The following is a 19,168-nucleotide window of genomic DNA, read 5'->3' as shown; positions in this document are numbered from 1 at the left end:
GATCACCAGGGCTTTGTTTGATCCGCGGTCAATCCTGTTGTGCAGCGGCCGCTACCTCATTTCTGTGTTGGCTGCTCGGTTTGTGCCGTCAGTTGTTCAATGCAGGTGGCGAGTTGTTTTTCATAGCTTTCAAGCACCGCTTCGGCTTCAGCTTCGCGCTCATCACGCAAGCGAAAGAAGTCATCGCGACTGAGCTGGTCCGCTACGAGGCGGATATTTTGCTCGATGATCGCGCACAGTGAATCTTCATCCTCTAACGCGGCGCTGGTTTGCGCCGCGCGTTGAGTGTTTTCGAGCTCCGTCTTTGCCGTCTCGGCAGCCTTCGCCTGTTCCTTCGCGGTAAGCAGGTCAGTCTCCAGTGCCTGCTTTTGTTCTGCCAGACGCTTGAGTTCTGCGCTCATTGACTGGATGGCATCGGCTCGCTGTGTGAGCTGGATCTCCTGCTTTTGCACCACGGCCTTCAGTGGAAACAGATTGTTGAGCTCATAACCGGCGGCGACAGTCATGGCGATCAGCGCCAGTGCCAGAATCGTCAGGCAATAGATGGCGGCGTTGCTCTGGGGTTTTGGGCTATTGAGGGTATCGAGGGCTCTCACGGAATCGTTTCTCCTTTCAAGAGTGGACAGTGTAATGACCGATTTCCGTTGCGCCTTTAAGACGAGTCTTAAATTGTCTGTTGGTTATCTGCGCTGGTAAAGGATGGTGTTCAATAACGTGTCCTTTTATAGGTTTTTCCGATTTGGCTAGTTAGCTATAAATCTATGAGAATTGTCTGTTTGTTGAATAAATAAACTTTTTGCGCAAGTGCTGTTTATTTATTATCTTCTCGTTCCGATTGTGGTGGTTTTGCTGCCGATTAAATATTCGCGCCATCGTCAGTCATTCAGTTGTTTGCATGCAATGCAGAGTCAGAGAGAGTGCTATGAAGTTATCCCGTATATCAATTGTCGGACTCTTGTATATGCTGTCGTCAAATACAATGGCGGCGGTATGCGAATTTTATCCCGATAATTCCATGGGCGACCTCCGAGTTGTCCTTCCGGCCACGATCTCGGTGCCGCGGGACACGCCGAACGGCACGGTTATCTATGAAAGCCCAATCGTGACCCTGGGAGCCATTCCCAGTTCGTTCAGGTGCTCTGCGGTACACAATGAAGGTGTTCGCAATTCTGTGGGCGTCACCCAATCAGGCGCGCAGATTTTTCCTGTTGGAAATACCGGGATCGGCTGGCAATGGATTCGACCGCCATCGGGCAAAGCATGGAAAGGCTTTCCGGGAGACACCGACGTTGCTGGCGGTTGGGGGTGGAATGGCACTCAGCACATCTTGCGTCTTGTAAAGACGGGTGAGATTTCCGGTAGTGCGACGATACCCTCAGGCCAATTGGGGAAATTTGTCGCTGCTGAAATCGAGCCTCTGGCATTGAATACAAGTGGCACGCGGGTGGTCTCACAGTCTTGCGAAACACCCGATGTAAAAGTTGATATGGGTAGCTATAACTTGAGCGATTTCCCGAAGAACGGTGCCTATGCCAAGGAGCAATACTTTTTTCTCAGTATGAAAAACTGTCCTGCCGGAATAAACAACTTCCGCTACTCCTTTTCGCCCACTGCGGGCAGCCCTCTGTGGGACGCTAATACTGGCATGGTAAATATGAACAGTAGTTCCACTGCCAAAGGTTTGGCATTGCAGATGCGCTTCAGAGACGGGAAGCCACTCAAGCTGAATCAGAACTACATAATGAAAGCGCCTACATCGGAAGGCGGGAACGCATCTGTAGACTTGCAAGCGCGCTTCGTGCGCATTGAGCCCGCGAATTCACAAATGAGAGCGGGCAATGCCAATGCCGAAATTGCCTTTGTCGTTGAGTATCTATGAGGAAGCCAACAGCTTCTTCACCTCAGCCACAATCACTTCAATGTCGAAAGGCTTGGGCAGCACCACGTCAAACAGATCCGAGCGCTGCATGCCGATGTGCGCCTGCGCTCCACTCATGAGAATGATCGGCAGGTGTTTGACGGAAGGCTGAGCACGCACGGCTTCGGCGAATTCGAGGCCGTCCATGACCGGCATCATGAAGTCCGTGATGATCAGTGCTGGCCGTTCTCTCTCCAGCACTTCGAGGGCTTTCTTGCCATTGCTGGCCGTCACCGTCATGAAGCCTTCATCCTCCAGTGCAAAGCCAAGAATGTCAGCAATCAGATACTCGTCGTCGACTACCAGGATGGTGGTCATGTTATTTCAACCCGCTCGAAGACTTACGATATTGAACCAGGCAATGACTCAGATGAGACGGAAGGTTCATTTCTCAAAGCCTTTTCCAGGAACACATCTTGATCACGGATGACTACCTCGAACCGCGAAGGGTTGTAGGAGCTATCACGTATCTTGAGAATGGAAAGCGTCCTGCGAAGTTCAGCGTGATTTTCAAAGAAACGCATGAGAATCAGGTTGTCAGCAATACTGGACAGGTCGGAATTCGGTGCGCTGACCTCGGAGCCAAACAGATCGCGCATTTCCCACGAGGCGAAGACCGTGACGCCTCTGGATCGCAGCTCGTTCATCAGTGCACTGAAAAAATCGGTGATGCGTTCCGGTGTGGTTGAAACCCGAGTCATGCCGCTGAGGCTGTCGATGAACAGGCGCTTGATTCCTTTTGCATCGACCAGGCTCAGCAGGCGCGCACCGAGGGCGTCGAGCAAGCCCTCGGTGGTCGGCTGCCAGGCAATGCTCAGTGCACCGCTGTGTTCTATTTCTTCAATATTGATGCCCAGCGAACGGCCTTTGAGTCGCAGCCGTTGCGGGCTCTCATAGAAGCCGAAATGCAGGCCCGGCGCTTCGGCCGTCGACTGCGCGAGAAACTTCAGCCCCAGCGTGGTTTTGCCGATCCCGGAAGGTCCCATGACGAGCGTGACGCTGGAGCTGTGCAAGCCGCCACCGAGAATGTCATCCAGCGAAGCGATGCCGCTGGGAATGCGTGTCATGTCTGCGCTGTCGGGGGCGGAAGGGCGTTTGTACAGACTTTCCAGGCGCGGATAGACCACCAGGCCTTTTTCGGTGATTTCACACTCGTGAACACCGGTCAACGCGCCGCTGCCGCGGGTCTTGCGCAGGTGAATGCGGCGCACCGATCGGGTGCCGAACAGCTCTTCGCCCATTTCGATGACGCCGTCGACCATCGTGTGTTCCGGGCTGCCGTCGTCAAGGCGCGAGCTGGTGAGAAACAGCACGGTGCAACCGGCGAATGCCGCATGGCCTTGCAGTTCGGAGATGAATTTTTTCGTGTCGATCGGTGAGTCGGCCTTGGAGCGGGCGTTGAGCAAACCGTCGACGACCATGACCGTCGCTTTCTGCCGGCTGATTTCGCGCCGCAGCAGTTTCACCACTTCATCGAGGCCTTCGTTTTCCAGCGTATCGAAAGCGCTGACAAACTGTATTTCAGCGCCCACTCGGGATGCGTCGAAAAAACTCATGGTCGACAGAAACTGAAACAGTCGGTCGTGGGACTCGGCCAGCAACGTGGCGACCAGAACGCGACCGCCATTGCGGGCATGATTGAAGCCGAGCTGATTGGCGAGGATGGTCTTGCCGGAACCGGGGCGGCCCTGAACGATGTACGAAGCACCCGCGACCAGGCCACCCTGAAGCAGCGCGTCGAGCCCTTCGATTCCGCTTTGAAGGCGTTTTAGCTTTTCCACTATGCGACCCTGATCTGAAAAAACAGGCTTGTTAAGCCGGATGGATGAAATGCTAACGCCATTTCCATTTTGGAGCCATGGCGGTGGAGGCAAAGTAGCGTTGGAAAGTGGCGCTTGGCGAATGGCGGCACGCAATCCGGGAATAAGGACAACCCGCGCGCAAGAAGATTCGATTGCCAAATCCCGCGAACGACAAAGGCGGAACAGGCAGGGCTTTGCCTGACTGAGATAACGCAGGCGATGGGATTCGGACTCATGGCGACGGCCAGCGAATTCTCACGCGCCTGCCGCCGCAGCGGGCGAGTAAAAATTCAGATCCACTGTCGCCTGGATGGACACCCATTGCCTTGAGAGTCCTGGAAAGTCATGTGCGTCGGTACTACTGCGCAATAGGTATGTGCGAGGAGGGGGTACGATGAGTAAGGGTAGCAAGGGGTCAAAACGATTGAGGCGCGGTCCTGCCATCCAACGTTCATAAAAACTTAACGAGATTGCTGCAGAGTTAAGGAGCCCCTATAAGGAGTTTCCTTGATGAAACGATTGATCAAGTCTGCTGCGTTCGCTGTGACTGCATCTGTGTTGGCTACCTCAATGTCCTTCGCGGCGGAAAACGTCCGGCTGACAGGCTCCGGAGCCAGTTTTCCGGCACCGATCTACCTCACCTGGTTCAAGGATTTCAGCAAAAAGTCGGCGGGTGTCACTGTGGATTACCAATCCAAGGGCAGCGGTGCGGGTGTACAGGACTTTTTGAATAAAACCGTTGATTTCGCCGCCAGTGATTCTGCGATGAAAGACGAAGACATTGCCAAGGTGGGCGAGGGCGTGCAGTTGCTGCCAATGACGGCGGGTGAAATCGTGCTGGCTTATAACCTGCCGGGCAATCCTAAAGGGCTCAAATTGCCACGCGACGTCTACTCCAACATCTTCCTGGGCAAGATCACCCGCTGGAACGATCCGCAGATCGTCGCAGCCAACCCCGAGTTGAAACTGGCCGATACGCCGATCACGGTTGTTGTGCGAGCAGACTCCAGCGGTACCACTGCGGTGTTCACCAAGCACCTGGCGGCCATCAACCCGGAGTTCAAGCAGGCGCTGGGGGAGGGCAACACCGTCAACTGGCCGGCCAGCGACAAATTCATCAAGTCGCCCAAGAATGACGGTGTGACAGCCACCGTACGCCAGACGCCGGGTGCCATCGGTTACATCGAATACGGCTTTGCCAAACTTGCCAAGGTTGACTTCGCGCAGTTGCAGAACAAGGCCGGTCAGTACGTGGTACCGAACGCGGAAAGCGGCGCCGAGGCACTCGCTGCGGTAAAAATGCCCGAGAGCCTGGTGGCCTGGCTGCCAGATCCGGACGGCGCCAAGTCTTACCCGATCACTTCCTACACCTGGATGATCTTTCGCAAGGACAACGGTAACCCGGCCAAGGCCAAAGCCATGCGCGAGATGGTCGAGTACAGCTTGACCGAAGGGCAGAAAATCGCCGACTCGATGGGTTATATACCTTTGCCACAGTCAGTCGTCGATCAGGTTCGCAAAGCGTCTGCCAACATCCAGTAAGCGCTCCTGAGGCCTCTCTCGGCGCCTGCTTGCAGCGCCGGGAGAGTTTCCCTTCATTCCGGAATTAGCCAATGAACACACCTTTTGTCGTACCGGTTAATCCGGCTTCTGCGTGCCAACCACCGTCCGCAAAGGACTTTCTGGTCGACCGCGTCTTCCGTGCGCTAGCGCAAATAGGCGTGGTGCTGATTCTGGCGCTGGTCTTTGCGCTGATATTCGAAGTAGGGCGCAAGGCCATTCCCGGCATGGAGAAGCACGGCCTGGATGTGCTTTTGGGGTCCGTCTGGGATGTTAATCAGGGCAAATACGGCATTCTGCCGGCCATTTGGGGGACGCTCTACAGTGCTTTCATCGCGCTGCTGATCGCCGGTTTTTTCGGTGTCAGCATGGCGATTTTTCTGACCCAGGATTTCCTGCCCGCTAAGCTCGCTGCCGTCTTTCGTACCATCGTCGAGTTACTGGCGGCCATCCCCAGCGTCGTTTATGGTCTCTGGGGGATCTACGTGGTGATTCCGGCAATTCGGCCGCTGGCGGAGTGGCTGAACAGCGAACTCAGCTGGATACCTTTTTTTGGCACTTCGTTGAGCGGACCTGGACTGCTGCCGGCGGCGCTGGTGCTGGCAATCATGATTCTGCCGACCATTGCTGCCGTGTCGCAGGACGCGCTCACCGGCGTACCGATGAAAACCAAGCAGGCTGCCTACGGCATGGGCACCACCCATTGGGAGGCCATTCTCAAGGTGATGGTGCCATCTGCCGCCACCGGCATCTTTGGTTCCCTCGTCTTGGGGCTGGGCCGCGCGTTAGGTGAAACCATGGCGCTGGCCATGCTGGTAGGCAACGCAAACAACATCTCCCTTTCTCTCTTTGCCCCGGCCAATACGCTGGCGGCCTTGCTGGCGTTGAATTTTCCCGAGGCGGGGCCGAATGAGATTGAAGTGTTGATGTACGCCGCATTGGTCCTGATGTTCATCACGTTACTGGTGAACATCATCGGTTCCATGATCATGGTCTATGCCCAACGTGGTACTAAATAATGACTGACATCACGTCCTCTGAGGCTGCATTTCCTAGCCTGCAGCGCAAGTTTGAAGGTCGCGCGCTGCGCAGCCTGGTGTTGACCATGCTGGTCTGGGGCGGTGCTCTATTGGCCAGCGTGCCATTGATCTCCGTGCTCTACATGCTGATCACTCGCGGCGGGGCACGTCTGAATCTGGAGGTCTTCACCGAACTTCCGCCCACCGGTTTCGAGACGGGCGGTGGCTTCGGCAACGCTATGGCCGGCACTTTCGTCATGGTCGGTATCGCAGCGGCGATCGCGGTGCCAGTTGGCATCATGGCGGCTATCTTTCTGGCGGAACTGGGCCCTGACAGCAAGCTGGCAAACGCCGCGCGCTTTGCCGCCAAGATGCTTACGGGGCTGCCCTCCATTCTGGCCGGGGTGTTCGCCTATGCGCTGGTCGTGATGACCACTGGTACTTACTCGGCGCCGGCCGGTGGCGTGGCACTGGCCGTGCTGATGTTGCCGATCGTCGTGCTGACGGCTGAAGAGTCGATGCGAATGGTGCCCAAGATCATGAAGGATGCCGCCTACGGCATGGGCTGCACCCGCTCACAGGTCATCTGGAAAATCGTCTTGCCGACCGGCATGCCCGCGATCCTCACCGGGGTCATGCTGGCCGTGGCCCGCGCTGCAGGCGAAACCGCACCTTTGTTGTTCACGGCGCTGTTCAGCAACTACTGGATCTACCACGACGGCAACCTGGCGGTCATGAATCCGACGGCCTCGCTCGCCGTACTGATTTACAACTTTTCCGGCATGCCCTTCGACAACCAACTCGAACTGGCATGGGCGGCCTCGCTGGTGCTGGTGATGATCGTACTGGTCGTCAATATTGTCAGCCGTATTTTCGGCAAGCCCAAGTACTGAGAACGGAGCATCTGAACCTTGAACGCATCAAATCTGCAAGTCGCGGCTCCGTTTGTCACTCAGGCGCCAGTGGTCATGGACTGCAAGCTGGACAAGATTTTCTACGGTAACTTCCTGGCAGTGCGTGACAGCCATGTTCCGATCGAAAAAAACAAGATCACCGGTTTCATCGGTCCATCGGGTTGCGGCAAGAGCACCGTGCTGCGCAGCCTCAACCGGATGAACGATCTGGTGAAGGGATTTCGCTTTGAAGGGCACGTGCATTTCCTCGGACAAGACGTTTATGGAAAGGGCGTTGATCCAGTGGTCGTGCGTCGTTATATCGGCATGGTGTTTCAGCAGCCGAATCCGTTCTCGATGAGCATTTTCGACAACGTTGCATTCGGCCTGCGCCTCAATCGCTACAAGGGCGATCTGGGCGACCGCGTGAAACATGCCTTGCAGGGTGCCGCGCTGTGGGATGAGGTCAAGGACAAGCTCAAGGTCAGCGGCCTGTCACTCTCCGGTGGTCAACAGCAACGGCTTTGCATCGCCCGTGCCATCGCGACCGAACCGGAAGTGCTGTTGCTGGACGAGCCTTGCTCGGCACTCGACCCGATCGCGACCCGACGGGTCGAGGAGTTGATGATCGAGTTGAAGAAGGATTACACCATCGCCCTGGTGACTCACAATATGCAGCAGGCCATCCGCGTCGCTGACACGACCGCTTTTTTCTCGGTTGATATTTCCCAGGGGACGCGCACCGGCTATCTGGTCGAGATGGGGCCGACAACCCAGATATTCGATAAGCCGCGTGAACAAATGACCGAAGACTACATCAGCGGCAAGTTCAGCTAAGCAGCAATCATCCAGTCAAGACGGCAAGCGGCCATGGACAAGGGTGCTGTACTGGCATCCGGCCGTTTGACCCTTTTATCTACCGTTCTCAGGATTGCCAATGTCTGCAACGCGTCGTCTTGATTTGCCCGCGATTGAACGGGTATTGCGAGAGGTTCAGGGCCGTTTCTCCGAACTCAGCAGGCACTTTACCGAGCCTCGCGATCCCTTCACTGACGAAGTGCTGCACAATGTGCTTGAAGGCTATGCGCTGATTGACGACTATGTCGCTCGCGGTGTCGACCTGTTCGACCTTCAGCAACTGAACCTGATGCTGGAGATCAACGCTACCGTCCTCTGTGGCCGGGACCCGGTTCGCCGACTGGAGTACGCTCAACACCTAGCGGCGACCGAAGAGCACTTCTTCAACAACGTTGAGGGGGGGATAAAGGACCTGTTCAACTGGTATTGCGCGTATCGCAGCGAGTCAGTCTGGAAGCGAGCGGCTGGTGTTTATGTTCGAATCCTCAGCAAGCCGCAGTTGTTTATCGAGGGTAATAACCGCAGTGGCTCACTCATCGTCAGCTATTTGCTCATGCGCGCGGGATTACCTCCGTTCGTGCTGACGCTGGAAAATGCCGGGGGTTACTTTAATCCGTCCTCGGTCATCCGCAACTCCGCCAAGCACGGGGTAAAGGCGTTGTATGAATTGCCCAAAATCAAGAAAAAGTATGCGGCCTTCCTTGAAGGTCAGGCGCCTGAGTCGATGAATTTTTTACTCAAAGACAAGACCTCGCCCGTCTTGCAAGGGGGAGATTGATGAGCGGGCAACCCATTTCCGCCAGGTACCAGGCTTCCGTCAGCCGCGTTTGGCAAGCCATGCTCGGTGCTATCCCCATGAGCGTATTCGCTCGCCAGCGCATACGGGTTTCGTTCGATATCGATGACACGCTGGCCTGCCAGCTGCATCACTGTGCCGTCGAGCAGAGCTGGTTGCCGGCTTGCTTGCATCGTTGGCTCGGCGAGCCACTGCGATGCGGTACGCGCTCATTGACCCGCGAGTTGCGGCGTCAGGGCTGCAGTATCTGGGTTTACACGTCGTCCGGTCGGACCCCGGCCTATATCAGGCGCTGGCTGTTGTTGTATGGCATCCGCGTCGACGGGGTGGTCAACAGTGTGGTGCATAACCAGGCGTTGGCGACAAACGGACTGTCAAACGGCCCGTCGAAATTCCCCCCGGCCTTCGATATCGACTTGCATGTCGATGACTCCGAAGGTGTGCGCTCGGAAGGCCATGATCACGGTTTTCGCGTTGTTGTCGTGCACCCGGAGGATGAGCATTGGGCGCAGCGGGTTCTGGATGCCGTCGCTGACGTACAGGCACTGCTCGCCCGGCAACAACAGGGCAAGAGCAGGAATCCGGCGCAACAATGTCCGGAAGCCGTGTCCTGATTTTCAGTGCAGACAAAAACGCCGCTCAATGAGCGGCGTTTTTTGTAGCGGGCAGTGACGCGTCGCGGGTTATTGCGAGCCTCAGGCTACGCCGTTCCAGGGACGATCTCCGTGTTCATCCTTGATGCGGGTCGGCAGTCCCATGACGTCCAGCGCCTTGAGGAACGGCTCAGCCGGCAGTTCCTCGACGTTGGCCATGCGCTGCACATCCCACTCGCCACGGGCGACCAGCAGGGCAGCGGCAACAGGCGGTACGCCGGCGGTGTAGGAAATGCCCTGGCTGTCGGTTTCGGCAAAGGCTTCCTCGTGGTCGGCCACGTTGTAGATGAACACTTCGCGCGACTGGCCATCCTTGGTGCCCTTGACCAGGTCACCGATGCAGGTCTTGCCGGTGTAGCCGGGCGCCAGCGAACTCGGATCAGGCAGCACGGCCTTGACCACTTTCAGCGGCACGACTTCCAGGCCTTCAGCGGTCTTGACCGGTTGTTCGGACAGCAGACCGAGGTTTCTGAGGACCGTGAACACGTTGATGTAGTGCTCGCCGAAACTCATCCAGAAACGCACGTTGGGTGCGTCCAGATTCTTCGACAGCGAGTGCACTTCATCGTGACCGGTCAGGTACAGGTTCTGCGAGCCTACAACCGGCAGGTCGTCGGTGCGTTTGACTTCGAACATGGTGTTGCTGGTCCACTGGCTGTTCTGCCAGCTCCACACCTGCCCGGTGAATTCACGGAAATTGATTTCCGGATCGAAATTGGTGGCGAAATATTTGCCGTGGGAACCGGCATTGACGTCAAGAATGTCAATCGAATCAATGCGGTCGAAATACTGTTGTTGTGCCAGTGCTGCATAGGCGTTGACCACACCCGGGTCGAAGCCCACGCCGAGAATGGCGGTGATGTTCTTCTCTTGGCACTCGGCGAGGTGCTTCCACTCATAGTTGCCATACCAGGGCGGGGTTTCGCAGATCTTGCCCGGCTCTTCGTGAATGGCGGTGTCGAGATAAGCGACGCCGGTATCGATGCAGGCACGCAACACCGACATATTGAGGAACGCGGAGCCGACGTTGATGACGATCTGGGATCCGGTTTCACGGATCAGCGCCTTGGTCGCCTCGACATCCAGCGCATTGAGGGAGAAGGCTTTGATATCGGCGGGTTGTTTGAGGCTACCCTTGGCCTTGACGCTGTCGATGATGGCCTGGCATTTGGAGATGTTGCGCGACGCGATAGCGATACGACCGAGTTCATCGTTATGCTGCGCGCACTTGTGGGCCACCACCTTAGCGACACCTCCTGCACCAATGATAAGAACGTTCTTTTTCAATTGCTTTTTCTCTCCTTTGTCTGTCCGTTTCAAGAAAGGCTGGACAGGTAGTCTTCGTAACCGAATTGGCGAACTACTTCGACGGTACCATCGAGTTGTTTCACCACGATGGATGGCATTTTCAGGCCGTTGAACCAGTTCTTCTTGACCATGGTGTAGCCGGCGGTATCAATGAATGACAGTCGATCACCAATGGCCAGCGGACGATCAAACTGGTACTCGCCGAAGATGTCTCCGGCCAGGCACGATTTGCCGCACACCATGTAGGTGTGTTCACCCTCGCTCGGCGCCAGCTTGGCGTTCAGGCGATAGATCAACAGGTCGAGCAGGTGGGCTTCAATGGAGCTGTCCACGACGGCCAGGTGCTTGCCGTTGTAGAGGGTGTCGAGCACGGTGACTTCCAGCGAAGCGCTGTTAGTGATCGCCGCTTCGCCAGGCTCCAGATAGACCTGCACGCCGTACTTTTGCGAGAACGCCTTGAGACGAGCGCAGAACGCGTCCAGTGCGTAGCCTTCACCGGTGAAGTGAATGCCGCCGCCCAGGCTGACCCAGCTGACCTTGTGCAGCAGCTCACCGAAGCGTTCTTCAATGGTGCAGAGCATTTGGTCGAACAGGCCAAAGTCGCCGTTCTCACAGTTATTGTGGAACATGAAGCCGGAGATCTGGCTGATAACGCCTTCGATCTTCACCGGGTCCCATTCGCCTAGACGGCTGAACGGACGCGCCGGGTCGGCCAGCAGATAATCGGAGCTGCTGACTTGCGGGTTAACGCGCAGGCCCCGGACTTTGCCCTCAGAGCGCTCGGCAAAGCGTTGCAGCTGGCTGATGGAGTTGAAGATGATCTTGTCGCAATTGTCGAGCATCTCCTCGATCTCATCGTCAGCCCAGGCCACGCTGTAGGCGTGGGTTTCGCCTTCGAACTTCTGGCGGCCGAGCTTGAGTTCGTACAGCGACGACGACGTGGTGCCGTCCATGTATTGCTGCATCAAGTCGAACACCGACCAGGTCGCGAAGCACTTGAGTGCCAGCAGGGCCTTGGCCCCTGACTGTTCGCGCACATAGGCGATCTTCTGCATGTTGGTCAGCAGTTTCTGTTTGTCGATGAGGTAGTACGGTGTCTTGATCATTTCGAGGCCTCCGGCAAGGCCAGCCAAAAAAGGATGCGCATTGTGCCCGGACTGACCATATATCGAAAGAGCAGAGCGTAGGACTGGTTCAGCAAATCCCCGCGAAAGGTTGAACGCTCGGGACGTTGGGCCAGTATGCAACGTCTGCTTCAAGCAATCAGCAATCCCGAGAACCCCGGTAACTGCTCAGTCATAAATCGACGTCAGTATGGCAGTACCATCCAGTACCCGAGGTCTTCACCATGCCCTCAGCTCAAGATCAGTTGATACACCGCATTCAGCGCGAGCTGCTCGACCACAGTGACGAGGAGCTGGAGTTGGAGTTGTCCGAAGACGGGCATGACCTGAACGCGCTGTTCGATGACCACGTTCCGAATGGTATTGAGAAGGACGACCGACGGCTTTATTTCAGCGAGTTGTTTCGCCTGCAGGGTGAACTGGTGAAGTTGCAAAGCTGGGTGGTCAAGACCGGACACAAGGTAGTGATCTTGTTTGAAGGGCGCGATGCCGCTGGCAAGGGAGGGGTAATCAAGCGCATAACCCAGCGGCTCAACCCCCGGGTATGCCGAGTCGCTGCCTTGCCCGCGCCCAACGACCGCGAGCGAACTCAATGGTACTTCCAGCGATATGTCTCGCACCTACCGGCAGCAGGTGAGATCGTGCTATTTGACCGCAGTTGGTACAACCGCGCCGGTGTTGAAAAAGTTATGGGATTTTGCAACGACTATCAGTACGAAGAATTTTTCCGGACCGTGCCAGAGTTTGAACGGATGCTCGCCCGTTCCGGCATTCAGTTGATCAAGTACTGGTTTTCCATTTCCGACCAAGAACAACACCTGCGCTTCCTTAGTCGCATTCACGACCCGCTCAAGCAGTGGAAACTCAGCCCGATGGACCTGGAGTCACGTCGGCGTTGGGAGGCCTATACCAAGGCCAAGGAAATCATGCTCGAACGCACCCACATTGCCGAAGCACCCTGGTGGGTGGTGCAAGCCGACGACAAGAAAAAAGCCCGACTTAACTGCATCAATCATCTACTCGGCCAAATGCCTTACGAAGAAGTCGAGTTACCGCTGATTGAACTGCCGCAGCGCGTGCGCGAGGAGGACTACTCTCGCAGTCCTACGCCACCGGAACTCATGGTGCCTCAAGTCTATTAAACGGCCGAACCAGGCGGCCCGACGACGGGTTGCCGGGTATCTAAATAACCTCATCCAATGCCTGCTCCAGCAGGCTGACCGTGCGCTCGATATTCTGCAGCTTCTCCAGCCCGAACAGCCCGAGGCGAAAGGTCTGGAAGTCGGCTGGCTCATCGCATTGCAATGGCACGCCGGCGGCGATCTGCAGGCCGTGCTGGGCAAATTTCTTGCCGTTTTTGATGTCGGCATCATCGGTGTAGCTCACCACGACGCCGGGGGCCTGAAAGCCTTCTGCGGCGACGCTTTTGAAACCTCTGCCGGTTAACAGGGCGCGCACCTGATCGCCCAGCGCCTGTTGTTCGTCGCGGATCTTGTCGAAACCGTACGCTTGCGTCTCTTTCATCACGTCGTTGAATCGCGCGAGGGAATCGCTGGGCATGGTCGCGTGATAGGCATGTCCACCCTGTTCGTAGGCCTGCATGATCTGCAGCCACTTTTTCAGGTCGCAGGCGAAGCTGCTGCTTTGCGTCTGTTCGATGCGCTCAAGCGCTGCAGAACTGAACATCACCAAGGCGCAGCAGGGGGAAGCGCTCCAGCCTTTCTGTGGTGCGCTGATCAGCAGGTCGACGGCGCATTTGTGCATATCCACCCAAATGGTGCCGGAGGCAATGCAGTCCAGCACGAACAGACCACCCACCGCATGCACGGCGTCGCCAACGGCTCGTAGGTACTCGTCGGGCAGGAGGATCCCGGATGAGGTTTCAACGTGGGGCGCGAAGACCACCTGCGGTTTCTGTGCGGCGATGGCTGCCAGCACTTCGTCCAGTGGCGGCGGGGCGTAGGCGGCCTGGCGACCCGTCTCGATCGGCCGGGCCTTGAGCACCGTAGTGGCCGCCGGGATGTTGCCCATCTCCAAAATCTGGCTCCAGCGATAACTGAACCAGCCGTTGCGTATCACCAGGCATTGCTGGCCGGTGGCGAACTGCCGCGCCACCGCTTCCATGCCGAAAGTGCCGCTGCCTGGAACCACCGCCACCGCTTCGGCGTGGTAGACCTGTTTCAGGGTTTTGGAAATGTTCTTCATCACGCCTTGAAAGGACTGCGACATGTGATTGAGCGAGCGGTCGGTGTAGACCACGGAATACTCGACCAATCCCTCGGGATCGATGCTCGGATAGAGCTTGGACATGGTGACTCCTTCGGCAGAGAGGTAAACATCATTGGCAAGCAAGTGTAGGCAAAGGGCAGGGCAAGGGCACTGGCAAATCACGTTGGCCAAGTGGAGCCCTCTGGTTTAGTTTTGCACTCCAGGGTTTTTCTGATTTGAACTCACCGTACTGACGGATCACACGCCCCCCATGCTCACAAACCTCTGGTATGTCGTTCTCCCATCGTCACAGCTGACTGATGGATTGATGCCGGTTCAATTGCTCGGACAACCGTTCGTTGCGTTCCGCGATGACGCGGGGGTCGCTCACCTGCTTTCGGATATTTGCGTGCATCGCGGCGGTTCACTGTCAGCCGGCAGCAAGGTCGGCAACAGCGTGCAGTGCCCTTATCACGGCTGGCGGTTTGGCGGTGATGGCGTGTGCACGCAGATACCGGCGCAGCCCGACCTGCGGATTCCCGCCAAGGCCCGCGTCGATGCCTACCCGACACTGGAGCGATACGGCTGGATCTGGGCGTTTTTAGGTGATCTGCCTGAGTCTGAGCGTCCACCCTTGCCGATGCTCGACTGGATCGACGATCCCGCCATCCGCGTGGTCTCGGGTCACTTTGACTGGCAGGCCAGTTGGGACCGGATTATCGAAAACGGTCTGGACTTCGCCCACGCACCGTTTGTCCATGGATCAACCTTCGGCGATCCGGATCATCCCGAGATTGAATCATTCGAGGTCGACAGCGATGCGTGGAGCGGCAGCGCCCAAATGCTCATGCGCAGGCCGGCACGCAAAGGGCTGCTGCGGCGCAAATCCTCCACCGAGTTTGTCAGTGTGGCCACTGTTCCGGGGTTTCACCTGTCCGGCCCTTGTACAACGCTTGAGCTTGAGTTGCCCAACGGCTGGCGGATCTACATCGTCTCGGCGCATGTGCCGATTGACGCCAGTCGCACGCGCACCTGGTGGATGATGGGCAGAACGTTCCTGCGCACCCGACTGCTGGATCGCAGGTTCATTGCGAGCAATATCCGTATCTTCGAACAAGATCACGCTGTGCTGAAAAACGTCCGGCCCGAGCGTGTGCCGGACTCTTTTCAGCAGGAGGTTTCGTTGAAATCCGATGCGCTGCAGATTGCCTTTCGCAAAGACGTGCAGGCACTGGAGTTGCGCGGATGGCGCATTGATGAAGAGCGTCTTGCGCGAACGTTCACTGGACGCAAAGCCTGCGCAATACCCAGCCCTGAACGTCGTCAGATTCGCGCTTGGGCGATTGAACCGATTCCGCTCGTGGATATCACCCACGAATCTGAATAGCGGTGCGAGCCAGCCTGCGCTTGGCGCAGACTGGCGCAACCCCTAGCGCGTCTCACATTGCGGCGAAGGCTCGCCGCTCAGTGCATCGACCATCGGCGGATGCTCCTGCACCGCTTGACGCAAGTCTTCAGTCACCCGCAGCTCCGCACCAGTCGGCGAGAACGTCGCTGCCGCCGCAAAAGGTGCGGGATTGGCCGGAACCGGGCGTTTGCCACGGCGCCACAGGAAGAAGGTGACCATGCACAGATTGACCAGCGCAAACACCCAGAACAGACCATTGGCACCGAACGAATTCATCACCGGCGAGATCATCATCGGGCTGATCGCCGAGCCCAGCGAATTGATCAGCAGCAAGCCCTGAATCATCGGCACCAAGGCTTCGGCCGGGGCACGGTCGGCGGCGTGGCTGACGGCAACCGGGTACAGCGCGAACACACCACCACCAAGCAGAAACAACATCACCGCGAGCATGGTCGAGGACAACGGCACCAGAACGATCACCAGCGATAGCACCGTGCATGCCACCGTCAGAATGGTCAGCACTTGCAAGCGATCCTTGCGGTCAGACCAGCGCCCGACTGGGTATTGCAGGAGCATCGCACCGAGGATCGTCCAGGCCATCATGCTGCCAACTTCCCCGACATTCAGACCGCTGCGTTGCAGATACAACGGCAGCAAGGTGTAGATCGCCGCGATGGTCACACCCGAGCCGAAACAGCCGACCAGCCCGGTCGGCGTCACGCCTAGCAGTTGCCGGGGTTTGAGCGGTTCAACCTGATCAAGCAATGGCGATACGCGCGGCAGAATCACGATCGGCAGCACCGACAACGAGGCGAGCATGCCGGCGACCATGAACGGTGCGCTGTCGCTCAACCCGGTGATTTTCCCTAGCGTTGCCTGACCCAGCACACCGGCGCCGTACAAGACGATCATGTACAACGCGAGCAAGCGCCCGCGAATCTTCGCGTCGCCCGCCAGCAGCAACCAGCTTTCGATCACCAGAAACACGCCGACCGTGGCCCAGCCGTTGATCAGGCGCAGGGCGAACCAGCCCCAAGTGTCATAGAACAAGCCCTGCAGCAGGATGGTCACGGCGATCAGCGAGGCGAAACTGCCATAGGCGCGGATATGGCCGATGCGCAGAATCAAACGGTCATTGAACACCGCACCCAGGGTCAGGCCGATGAAGTAGGCCGATGAAACGATACCGATCATCGTGGTCGAGGCACCGGCAGCGTCCAGTCGAAGGGTGGTCAGCGACGACATGAAACCGTTGCCCAGCGCAACAATGAACAGCCCGAGCAGGGGCGCCAGCGCCATGGCCAGCAAACGCGGAGACATAAAAACCTCTAGAGGACGAACAGCGCAACGTGCGCCGCTGCGCATGCGATTGCCAAGCCGAAGTGTGTTGTGGTGCAGGCAGACGCCGAGGGGGCTGCAAGAGAGCGCGGGATTCTAAGGCTTGTGCAGGATTTGCCAATAGCTGTTTGCTGCGACGTTAGGACGCAGGGGTTGCCCTTTATGCTTGTCCTGAGTGGCTGAGCAAAAAACAGCTTTTTGCCACCACCTAAGTGCTAAATTGCCGCGCGTACGATAAGTGTTCCGCAATCACGCAAGTTTCTGGAGATCAACAGCATGGAAGCCACCCGGATAGGCCGAAGAGCCGCAACACGTTACCTCGCAGTATTTGGCCTATCGCTGCTGTTCAACCCGTCAACCCCAGCCTTCGCCTTCAACCCCGACTTGCATTCGGCCTATGCACTGAAAGCAGCTCAGGCGTATCAACGCTGCCCGGGGGTGAAGTTGCCCGAACAGTTGGCGGAGGCTTTGGCGGCAGGCACTGACGCTGAGGATTCAAACCTGCTAACGCTCCCTCAGCGCGCTACCAATTGGCACTTCTATAACCGCAACAAAAAACTTGAGCCATTCTGGTTCGCCAACCGTAGCCTGGACGTGATTTTTTCCAAACGTATTGAAAAGCTGAACGCGCTGCTGGTGGAACCCGGTGCCGATCCCGTTGCGGTATACGAGCAAGCGGGAAGGGTCTTGCATTACATACAAGACATGAGCGTCCCCGGCCATGTCGTGCCGGCTTACCACGCCAAGTTGCCGGGCAATCATGCGGATCCGTTTGATGAGTTCGAGAGCATTGAAGCGCTGCCATTGTTCGACTTGTCTGACGCGCAGTGTCAGGCGCTTCGTGATGAGGCGAGTAAAGCCGATGCCACCCCTCAAGGTTTTCTGGACGCCGCTGCGACAGCAACCTTGCAGGCGATTGAGCAGATAGACGCGGCCGGCAAACCTGTCGTCGACGGTGCATGGCAAGCGTATTGGGTGTATCCCGCCCGAGATACCGATGAGGCCCGCAAAGGCTGGGGCCAATACGGTAGCTGCGAATTTGCAAGGGGCGATATCAACGCTGAGTGCAAGCGTGAAGAAGAGCTTGTGGCGTTGTTTGAGCAGCAATCTCGACAGGCTCAGACAAATTCGGTGTTGATGCTTTTTTATGTGCAAAAGAAGCTGGCCGAAGCAGGCCAAACTCGACCGTGAGAACCGCTGGCGAGAACCCCTCACGCACTGACTTTAACCTCAGCCTTGACCACTGATTTACGATATGTCAGCAAAACGATGCCCGTGACCACAATTACCCCGCCGAGAATCTGTCCGTTGCTGAGCATCTGATCCAGCACAATCCAGCCCATCAGCAGCGTTGCCAATGGTTCGATGTTCATCACCGGCGCATTGCGCGGCATGTCGAGTCGAGGTACGGAAATGAACAAGACGATAAAACCTGTGCCGTACAGCACCACCAGAGTGGCGAGGGCCAGCCATCCGGTCGAGGTGGCGGGCAGGTTCAATCCGCCGGGAAGGGCGCCCGTCAGCCCTGCGAGGTTGACGCTGCTGAACACGATGAAAATGGTCAGCAGACTGCGCACCGAGCCGCGTACCTGAGACAGTTTGTGGTCGGTGATCCACAGCGCGCAGGCGAACACGCTGGCGGCGCAGAACGCGAGCGCGACGCCGGTCAGCCATTGCGCACTGACGTCTGTCGTGGTCGAGAGGCGCCCGGGCACGTCCAGCACAAACACCAGACCCAATAGAATCAAACCCATCAATATCGCGGTGCGCGCGCTCGGTCGCGGGCCACCCAGCGCCCAGGTGAGCAATGCCAGCAGAATAGGGAATACGTTCGCCACCAGCAGGGCCAGCGCCACCGGCACCCGTGCGACAGCGGAATACAGACACAGACTCTGTGCAGTGATCAGCAACCCCAGCAGCAGTTGCCAGCGCCATGCGCCCGCCGGCAAACGCGGGCTTTGTCTTTGCCACAGCACCAGCATGGCGAGCACCAGCAAGGTCCCGCCGGAACGCATCAAAATCGCCAGCAACACTCCCGCACCATCATCAAATGCGACTCGCGCCGCCACATGATTGCCGGCAAACGCACAGCCCATGCACAACAGAATGATCACCGCCAGATAACGGGGGTAGGGTGGCGGCACGGTTTGCGTAGCGGTAGGGCGAGGCATGGCAGATCTCAGGATTGTTAGCCGTTCGAACGACTTGATTTTTATTAGGTTGTCGTACAACGAGCCCGTTTTATCGCATTCGGCGACGTCGGGCAATAGACCTGAAAGCGCA

At 57.3% G+C, this 19,168-nt stretch carries 18 protein-coding genes; 10 read left to right on the top strand and 8 right to left on the bottom strand.

Annotation, left to right across the window (positions count from 1 at the left end; translation table 11 throughout):
- Positions 1-56: 56 nt before the first annotated feature.
- Complete coding sequence (locus CKW26_RS13805; protein ID WP_093431579.1) at positions 57-596, bottom strand: hypothetical protein; 540 nt, start codon at positions 594-596, stop codon at positions 57-59.
- 299 nt (positions 597-895) lie between these two features.
- On the opposite strand from CKW26_RS13805, the gene CKW26_RS13800 reads away from it, so the two are divergent.
- Entirely contained in the window at positions 896-1,879 is a 984-nt protein-coding gene (locus CKW26_RS13800; protein WP_371917963.1) for a fimbrial protein, read from the top strand.
- Here CKW26_RS13800 and CKW26_RS13795 read toward each other — a convergent pair.
- Together CKW26_RS13795 and CKW26_RS13790 are read right to left on the bottom strand one after the other, a co-directional pair.
- Positions 1,874-2,236: a response regulator gene (locus CKW26_RS13795; protein WP_095048986.1), complete on the bottom strand. Its 363-nt coding sequence runs from the start codon at positions 2,234-2,236 to the stop codon at positions 1,874-1,876. The genes CKW26_RS13800 and CKW26_RS13795 overlap by 6 nt on opposite strands.
- Before the next feature lie 23 nt (positions 2,237-2,259).
- Positions 2,260-3,699 carry an ATPase domain-containing protein gene (locus CKW26_RS13790; RefSeq protein WP_095048985.1) on the bottom strand — a complete coding sequence of 480 codons (1,440 nt, stop codon included), beginning with the start codon at positions 3,697-3,699 and terminating at the stop codon, positions 2,260-2,262.
- A 531-nt stretch (positions 3,700-4,230) separates the two neighbouring features.
- Here CKW26_RS13790 and pstS point away from each other — a divergent pair.
- The 6 genes from pstS to CKW26_RS13760 all read left to right on the top strand — a co-directional run bounded on the left by pstS (position 4,231) and on the right by CKW26_RS13760 (position 9,460).
- Positions 4,231-5,262 carry a phosphate ABC transporter substrate-binding protein PstS gene (gene pstS, locus CKW26_RS13785; RefSeq protein WP_095048984.1) on the top strand — a complete coding sequence of 344 codons (1,032 nt, stop codon included), beginning with the start codon at positions 4,231-4,233 and terminating at the stop codon, positions 5,260-5,262.
- A gap of 71 nt (positions 5,263-5,333) precedes the next feature.
- Positions 5,334-6,299, top strand: a complete 966-nt coding sequence (gene pstC / locus CKW26_RS13780; protein ID WP_095048983.1) for a phosphate ABC transporter permease subunit PstC — start codon at positions 5,334-5,336, stop codon at positions 6,297-6,299.
- Positions 6,299-7,192, top strand: a complete 894-nt coding sequence (gene pstA / locus CKW26_RS13775) for a phosphate ABC transporter permease PstA (RefSeq protein WP_095048982.1) — start codon at positions 6,299-6,301, stop codon at positions 7,190-7,192. The genes pstC and pstA overlap by 1 nt, the downstream gene beginning before the upstream one ends.
- Before the next feature lie 75 nt (positions 7,193-7,267).
- On the top strand, positions 7,268-8,029 hold the full coding sequence (gene pstB, locus CKW26_RS13770) for a phosphate ABC transporter ATP-binding protein PstB (protein WP_217827632.1): 762 nt from the start codon (positions 7,268-7,270) through the stop codon (positions 8,027-8,029).
- A 100-nt stretch (positions 8,030-8,129) separates the two neighbouring features.
- Positions 8,130-8,828 (top strand): hypothetical protein, encoded by a 699-nt coding sequence (locus tag CKW26_RS13765; protein ID WP_095048981.1) that lies wholly within the window; start codon positions 8,130-8,132, stop codon positions 8,826-8,828.
- A 59-nt stretch (positions 8,829-8,887) separates the two neighbouring features.
- Positions 8,888-9,460: a hypothetical protein gene (locus CKW26_RS13760; protein WP_095049095.1), complete on the top strand. Its 573-nt coding sequence runs from the start codon at positions 8,888-8,890 to the stop codon at positions 9,458-9,460.
- A gap of 81 nt (positions 9,461-9,541) precedes the next feature.
- Here the strand turns inward: CKW26_RS13760 and CKW26_RS13755 are convergent, their stop codons facing one another.
- Positions 9,542-10,786 carry a saccharopine dehydrogenase family protein gene (locus CKW26_RS13755; RefSeq protein ID WP_095048980.1) on the bottom strand — a complete coding sequence of 415 codons (1,245 nt, stop codon included), beginning with the start codon at positions 10,784-10,786 and terminating at the stop codon, positions 9,542-9,544.
- Between the two features lie 29 nt (positions 10,787-10,815).
- Entirely contained in the window at positions 10,816-11,913 is a 1,098-nt protein-coding gene (locus tag CKW26_RS13750; protein ID WP_095048979.1) for a carboxynorspermidine decarboxylase, read from the bottom strand.
- A gap of 242 nt (positions 11,914-12,155) precedes the next feature.
- Here CKW26_RS13750 and ppk2 point away from each other — a divergent pair, with 242 nt between their 5' ends.
- Entirely contained in the window at positions 12,156-13,073 is a 918-nt protein-coding gene (gene ppk2, locus CKW26_RS13745) for a polyphosphate kinase 2 (protein WP_095048978.1), read from the top strand.
- A 40-nt stretch (positions 13,074-13,113) separates the two neighbouring features.
- Here ppk2 and CKW26_RS13740 read toward each other — a convergent pair whose 3' ends face one another.
- Positions 13,114-14,241 (bottom strand): aminotransferase class V-fold PLP-dependent enzyme, encoded by a 1,128-nt coding sequence (locus tag CKW26_RS13740; protein WP_095048977.1) that lies wholly within the window; start codon positions 14,239-14,241, stop codon positions 13,114-13,116.
- Positions 14,242-14,410: 169 nt separating this feature from the next.
- On the opposite strand from CKW26_RS13740, the gene CKW26_RS13735 reads away from it, so the two are divergent.
- Positions 14,411-15,526, top strand: coding sequence for an aromatic ring-hydroxylating dioxygenase subunit alpha (locus tag CKW26_RS13735; RefSeq protein WP_095048976.1), 1,116 nt, complete (start codon positions 14,411-14,413; stop codon positions 15,524-15,526).
- 42 nt (positions 15,527-15,568) lie between these two features.
- On the opposite strand, the gene CKW26_RS13730 is transcribed toward CKW26_RS13735, so the two are convergent.
- Entirely contained in the window at positions 15,569-16,867 is a 1,299-nt protein-coding gene (locus tag CKW26_RS13730; RefSeq protein ID WP_095048975.1) for an MFS transporter, read from the bottom strand.
- Between the two features lie 294 nt (positions 16,868-17,161).
- Here CKW26_RS13730 and CKW26_RS13725 point away from each other — a divergent pair, with 294 nt between their 5' ends.
- Positions 17,162-18,076, top strand: a complete 915-nt coding sequence (locus CKW26_RS13725; protein WP_095048974.1) for a hypothetical protein — start codon at positions 17,162-17,164, stop codon at positions 18,074-18,076.
- Between the two features lie 20 nt (positions 18,077-18,096).
- Here CKW26_RS13725 and CKW26_RS13720 read toward each other — a convergent pair whose 3' ends face one another.
- Complete coding sequence (locus CKW26_RS13720; RefSeq protein WP_095048973.1) at positions 18,097-19,056, bottom strand: EamA family transporter; 960 nt, start codon at positions 19,054-19,056, stop codon at positions 18,097-18,099.
- Between the last annotated feature and the right edge of the window lie 112 nt (positions 19,057-19,168).

The sequence above is a fragment of the Pseudomonas sp. Irchel s3h9 genome, assembly GCF_900187475.1.
Taxonomy (GTDB): Bacteria; Pseudomonadota; Gammaproteobacteria; order Pseudomonadales; family Pseudomonadaceae; genus Aquipseudomonas; species Aquipseudomonas neuropathica.
Note: the sequence above shows the minus strand (reverse complement) of the source record. Positions and strands in the feature narration are given on the sequence as shown.

Coding starts and splice junctions, on each gene's coding strand:
- CKW26_RS13800 (WP_371917963.1), top strand. CDS start 896: ATGCAATGCAGAGTCAGAGAGAGTGCTATGAAGTTATCCCGTATATCA.
- CKW26_RS13795 (WP_095048986.1), bottom strand. CDS start 2,236: ATGACCACCATCCTGGTAGTCGACGACGAGTATCTGATTGCTGACATT.
- pstS (WP_095048984.1), top strand. CDS start 4,231: ATGAAACGATTGATCAAGTCTGCTGCGTTCGCTGTGACTGCATCTGTG.
- pstC (WP_095048983.1), top strand. CDS start 5,334: ATGAACACACCTTTTGTCGTACCGGTTAATCCGGCTTCTGCGTGCCAA.
- pstA (WP_095048982.1), top strand. CDS start 6,299: ATGACTGACATCACGTCCTCTGAGGCTGCATTTCCTAGCCTGCAGCGC.
- pstB (WP_217827632.1), top strand. CDS start 7,268: ATGGACTGCAAGCTGGACAAGATTTTCTACGGTAACTTCCTGGCAGTG.
- CKW26_RS13765 (WP_095048981.1), top strand. CDS start 8,130: ATGTCTGCAACGCGTCGTCTTGATTTGCCCGCGATTGAACGGGTATTG.
- CKW26_RS13760 (WP_095049095.1), top strand. CDS start 8,888: ATGCTCGGTGCTATCCCCATGAGCGTATTCGCTCGCCAGCGCATACGG.
- CKW26_RS13750 (WP_095048979.1), bottom strand. CDS start 11,913: ATGATCAAGACACCGTACTACCTCATCGACAAACAGAAACTGCTGACC.
- ppk2 (WP_095048978.1), top strand. CDS start 12,156: ATGCCCTCAGCTCAAGATCAGTTGATACACCGCATTCAGCGCGAGCTG.
- CKW26_RS13740 (WP_095048977.1), bottom strand. CDS start 14,241: ATGTCCAAGCTCTATCCGAGCATCGATCCCGAGGGATTGGTCGAGTAT.
- CKW26_RS13735 (WP_095048976.1), top strand. CDS start 14,411: ATGCTCACAAACCTCTGGTATGTCGTTCTCCCATCGTCACAGCTGACT.
- CKW26_RS13730 (WP_095048975.1), bottom strand. CDS start 16,867: ATGTCTCCGCGTTTGCTGGCCATGGCGCTGGCGCCCCTGCTCGGGCTG.
- CKW26_RS13725 (WP_095048974.1), top strand. CDS start 17,162: ATGGAAGCCACCCGGATAGGCCGAAGAGCCGCAACACGTTACCTCGCA.
- CKW26_RS13720 (WP_095048973.1), bottom strand. CDS start 19,056: ATGCCTCGCCCTACCGCTACGCAAACCGTGCCGCCACCCTACCCCCGT.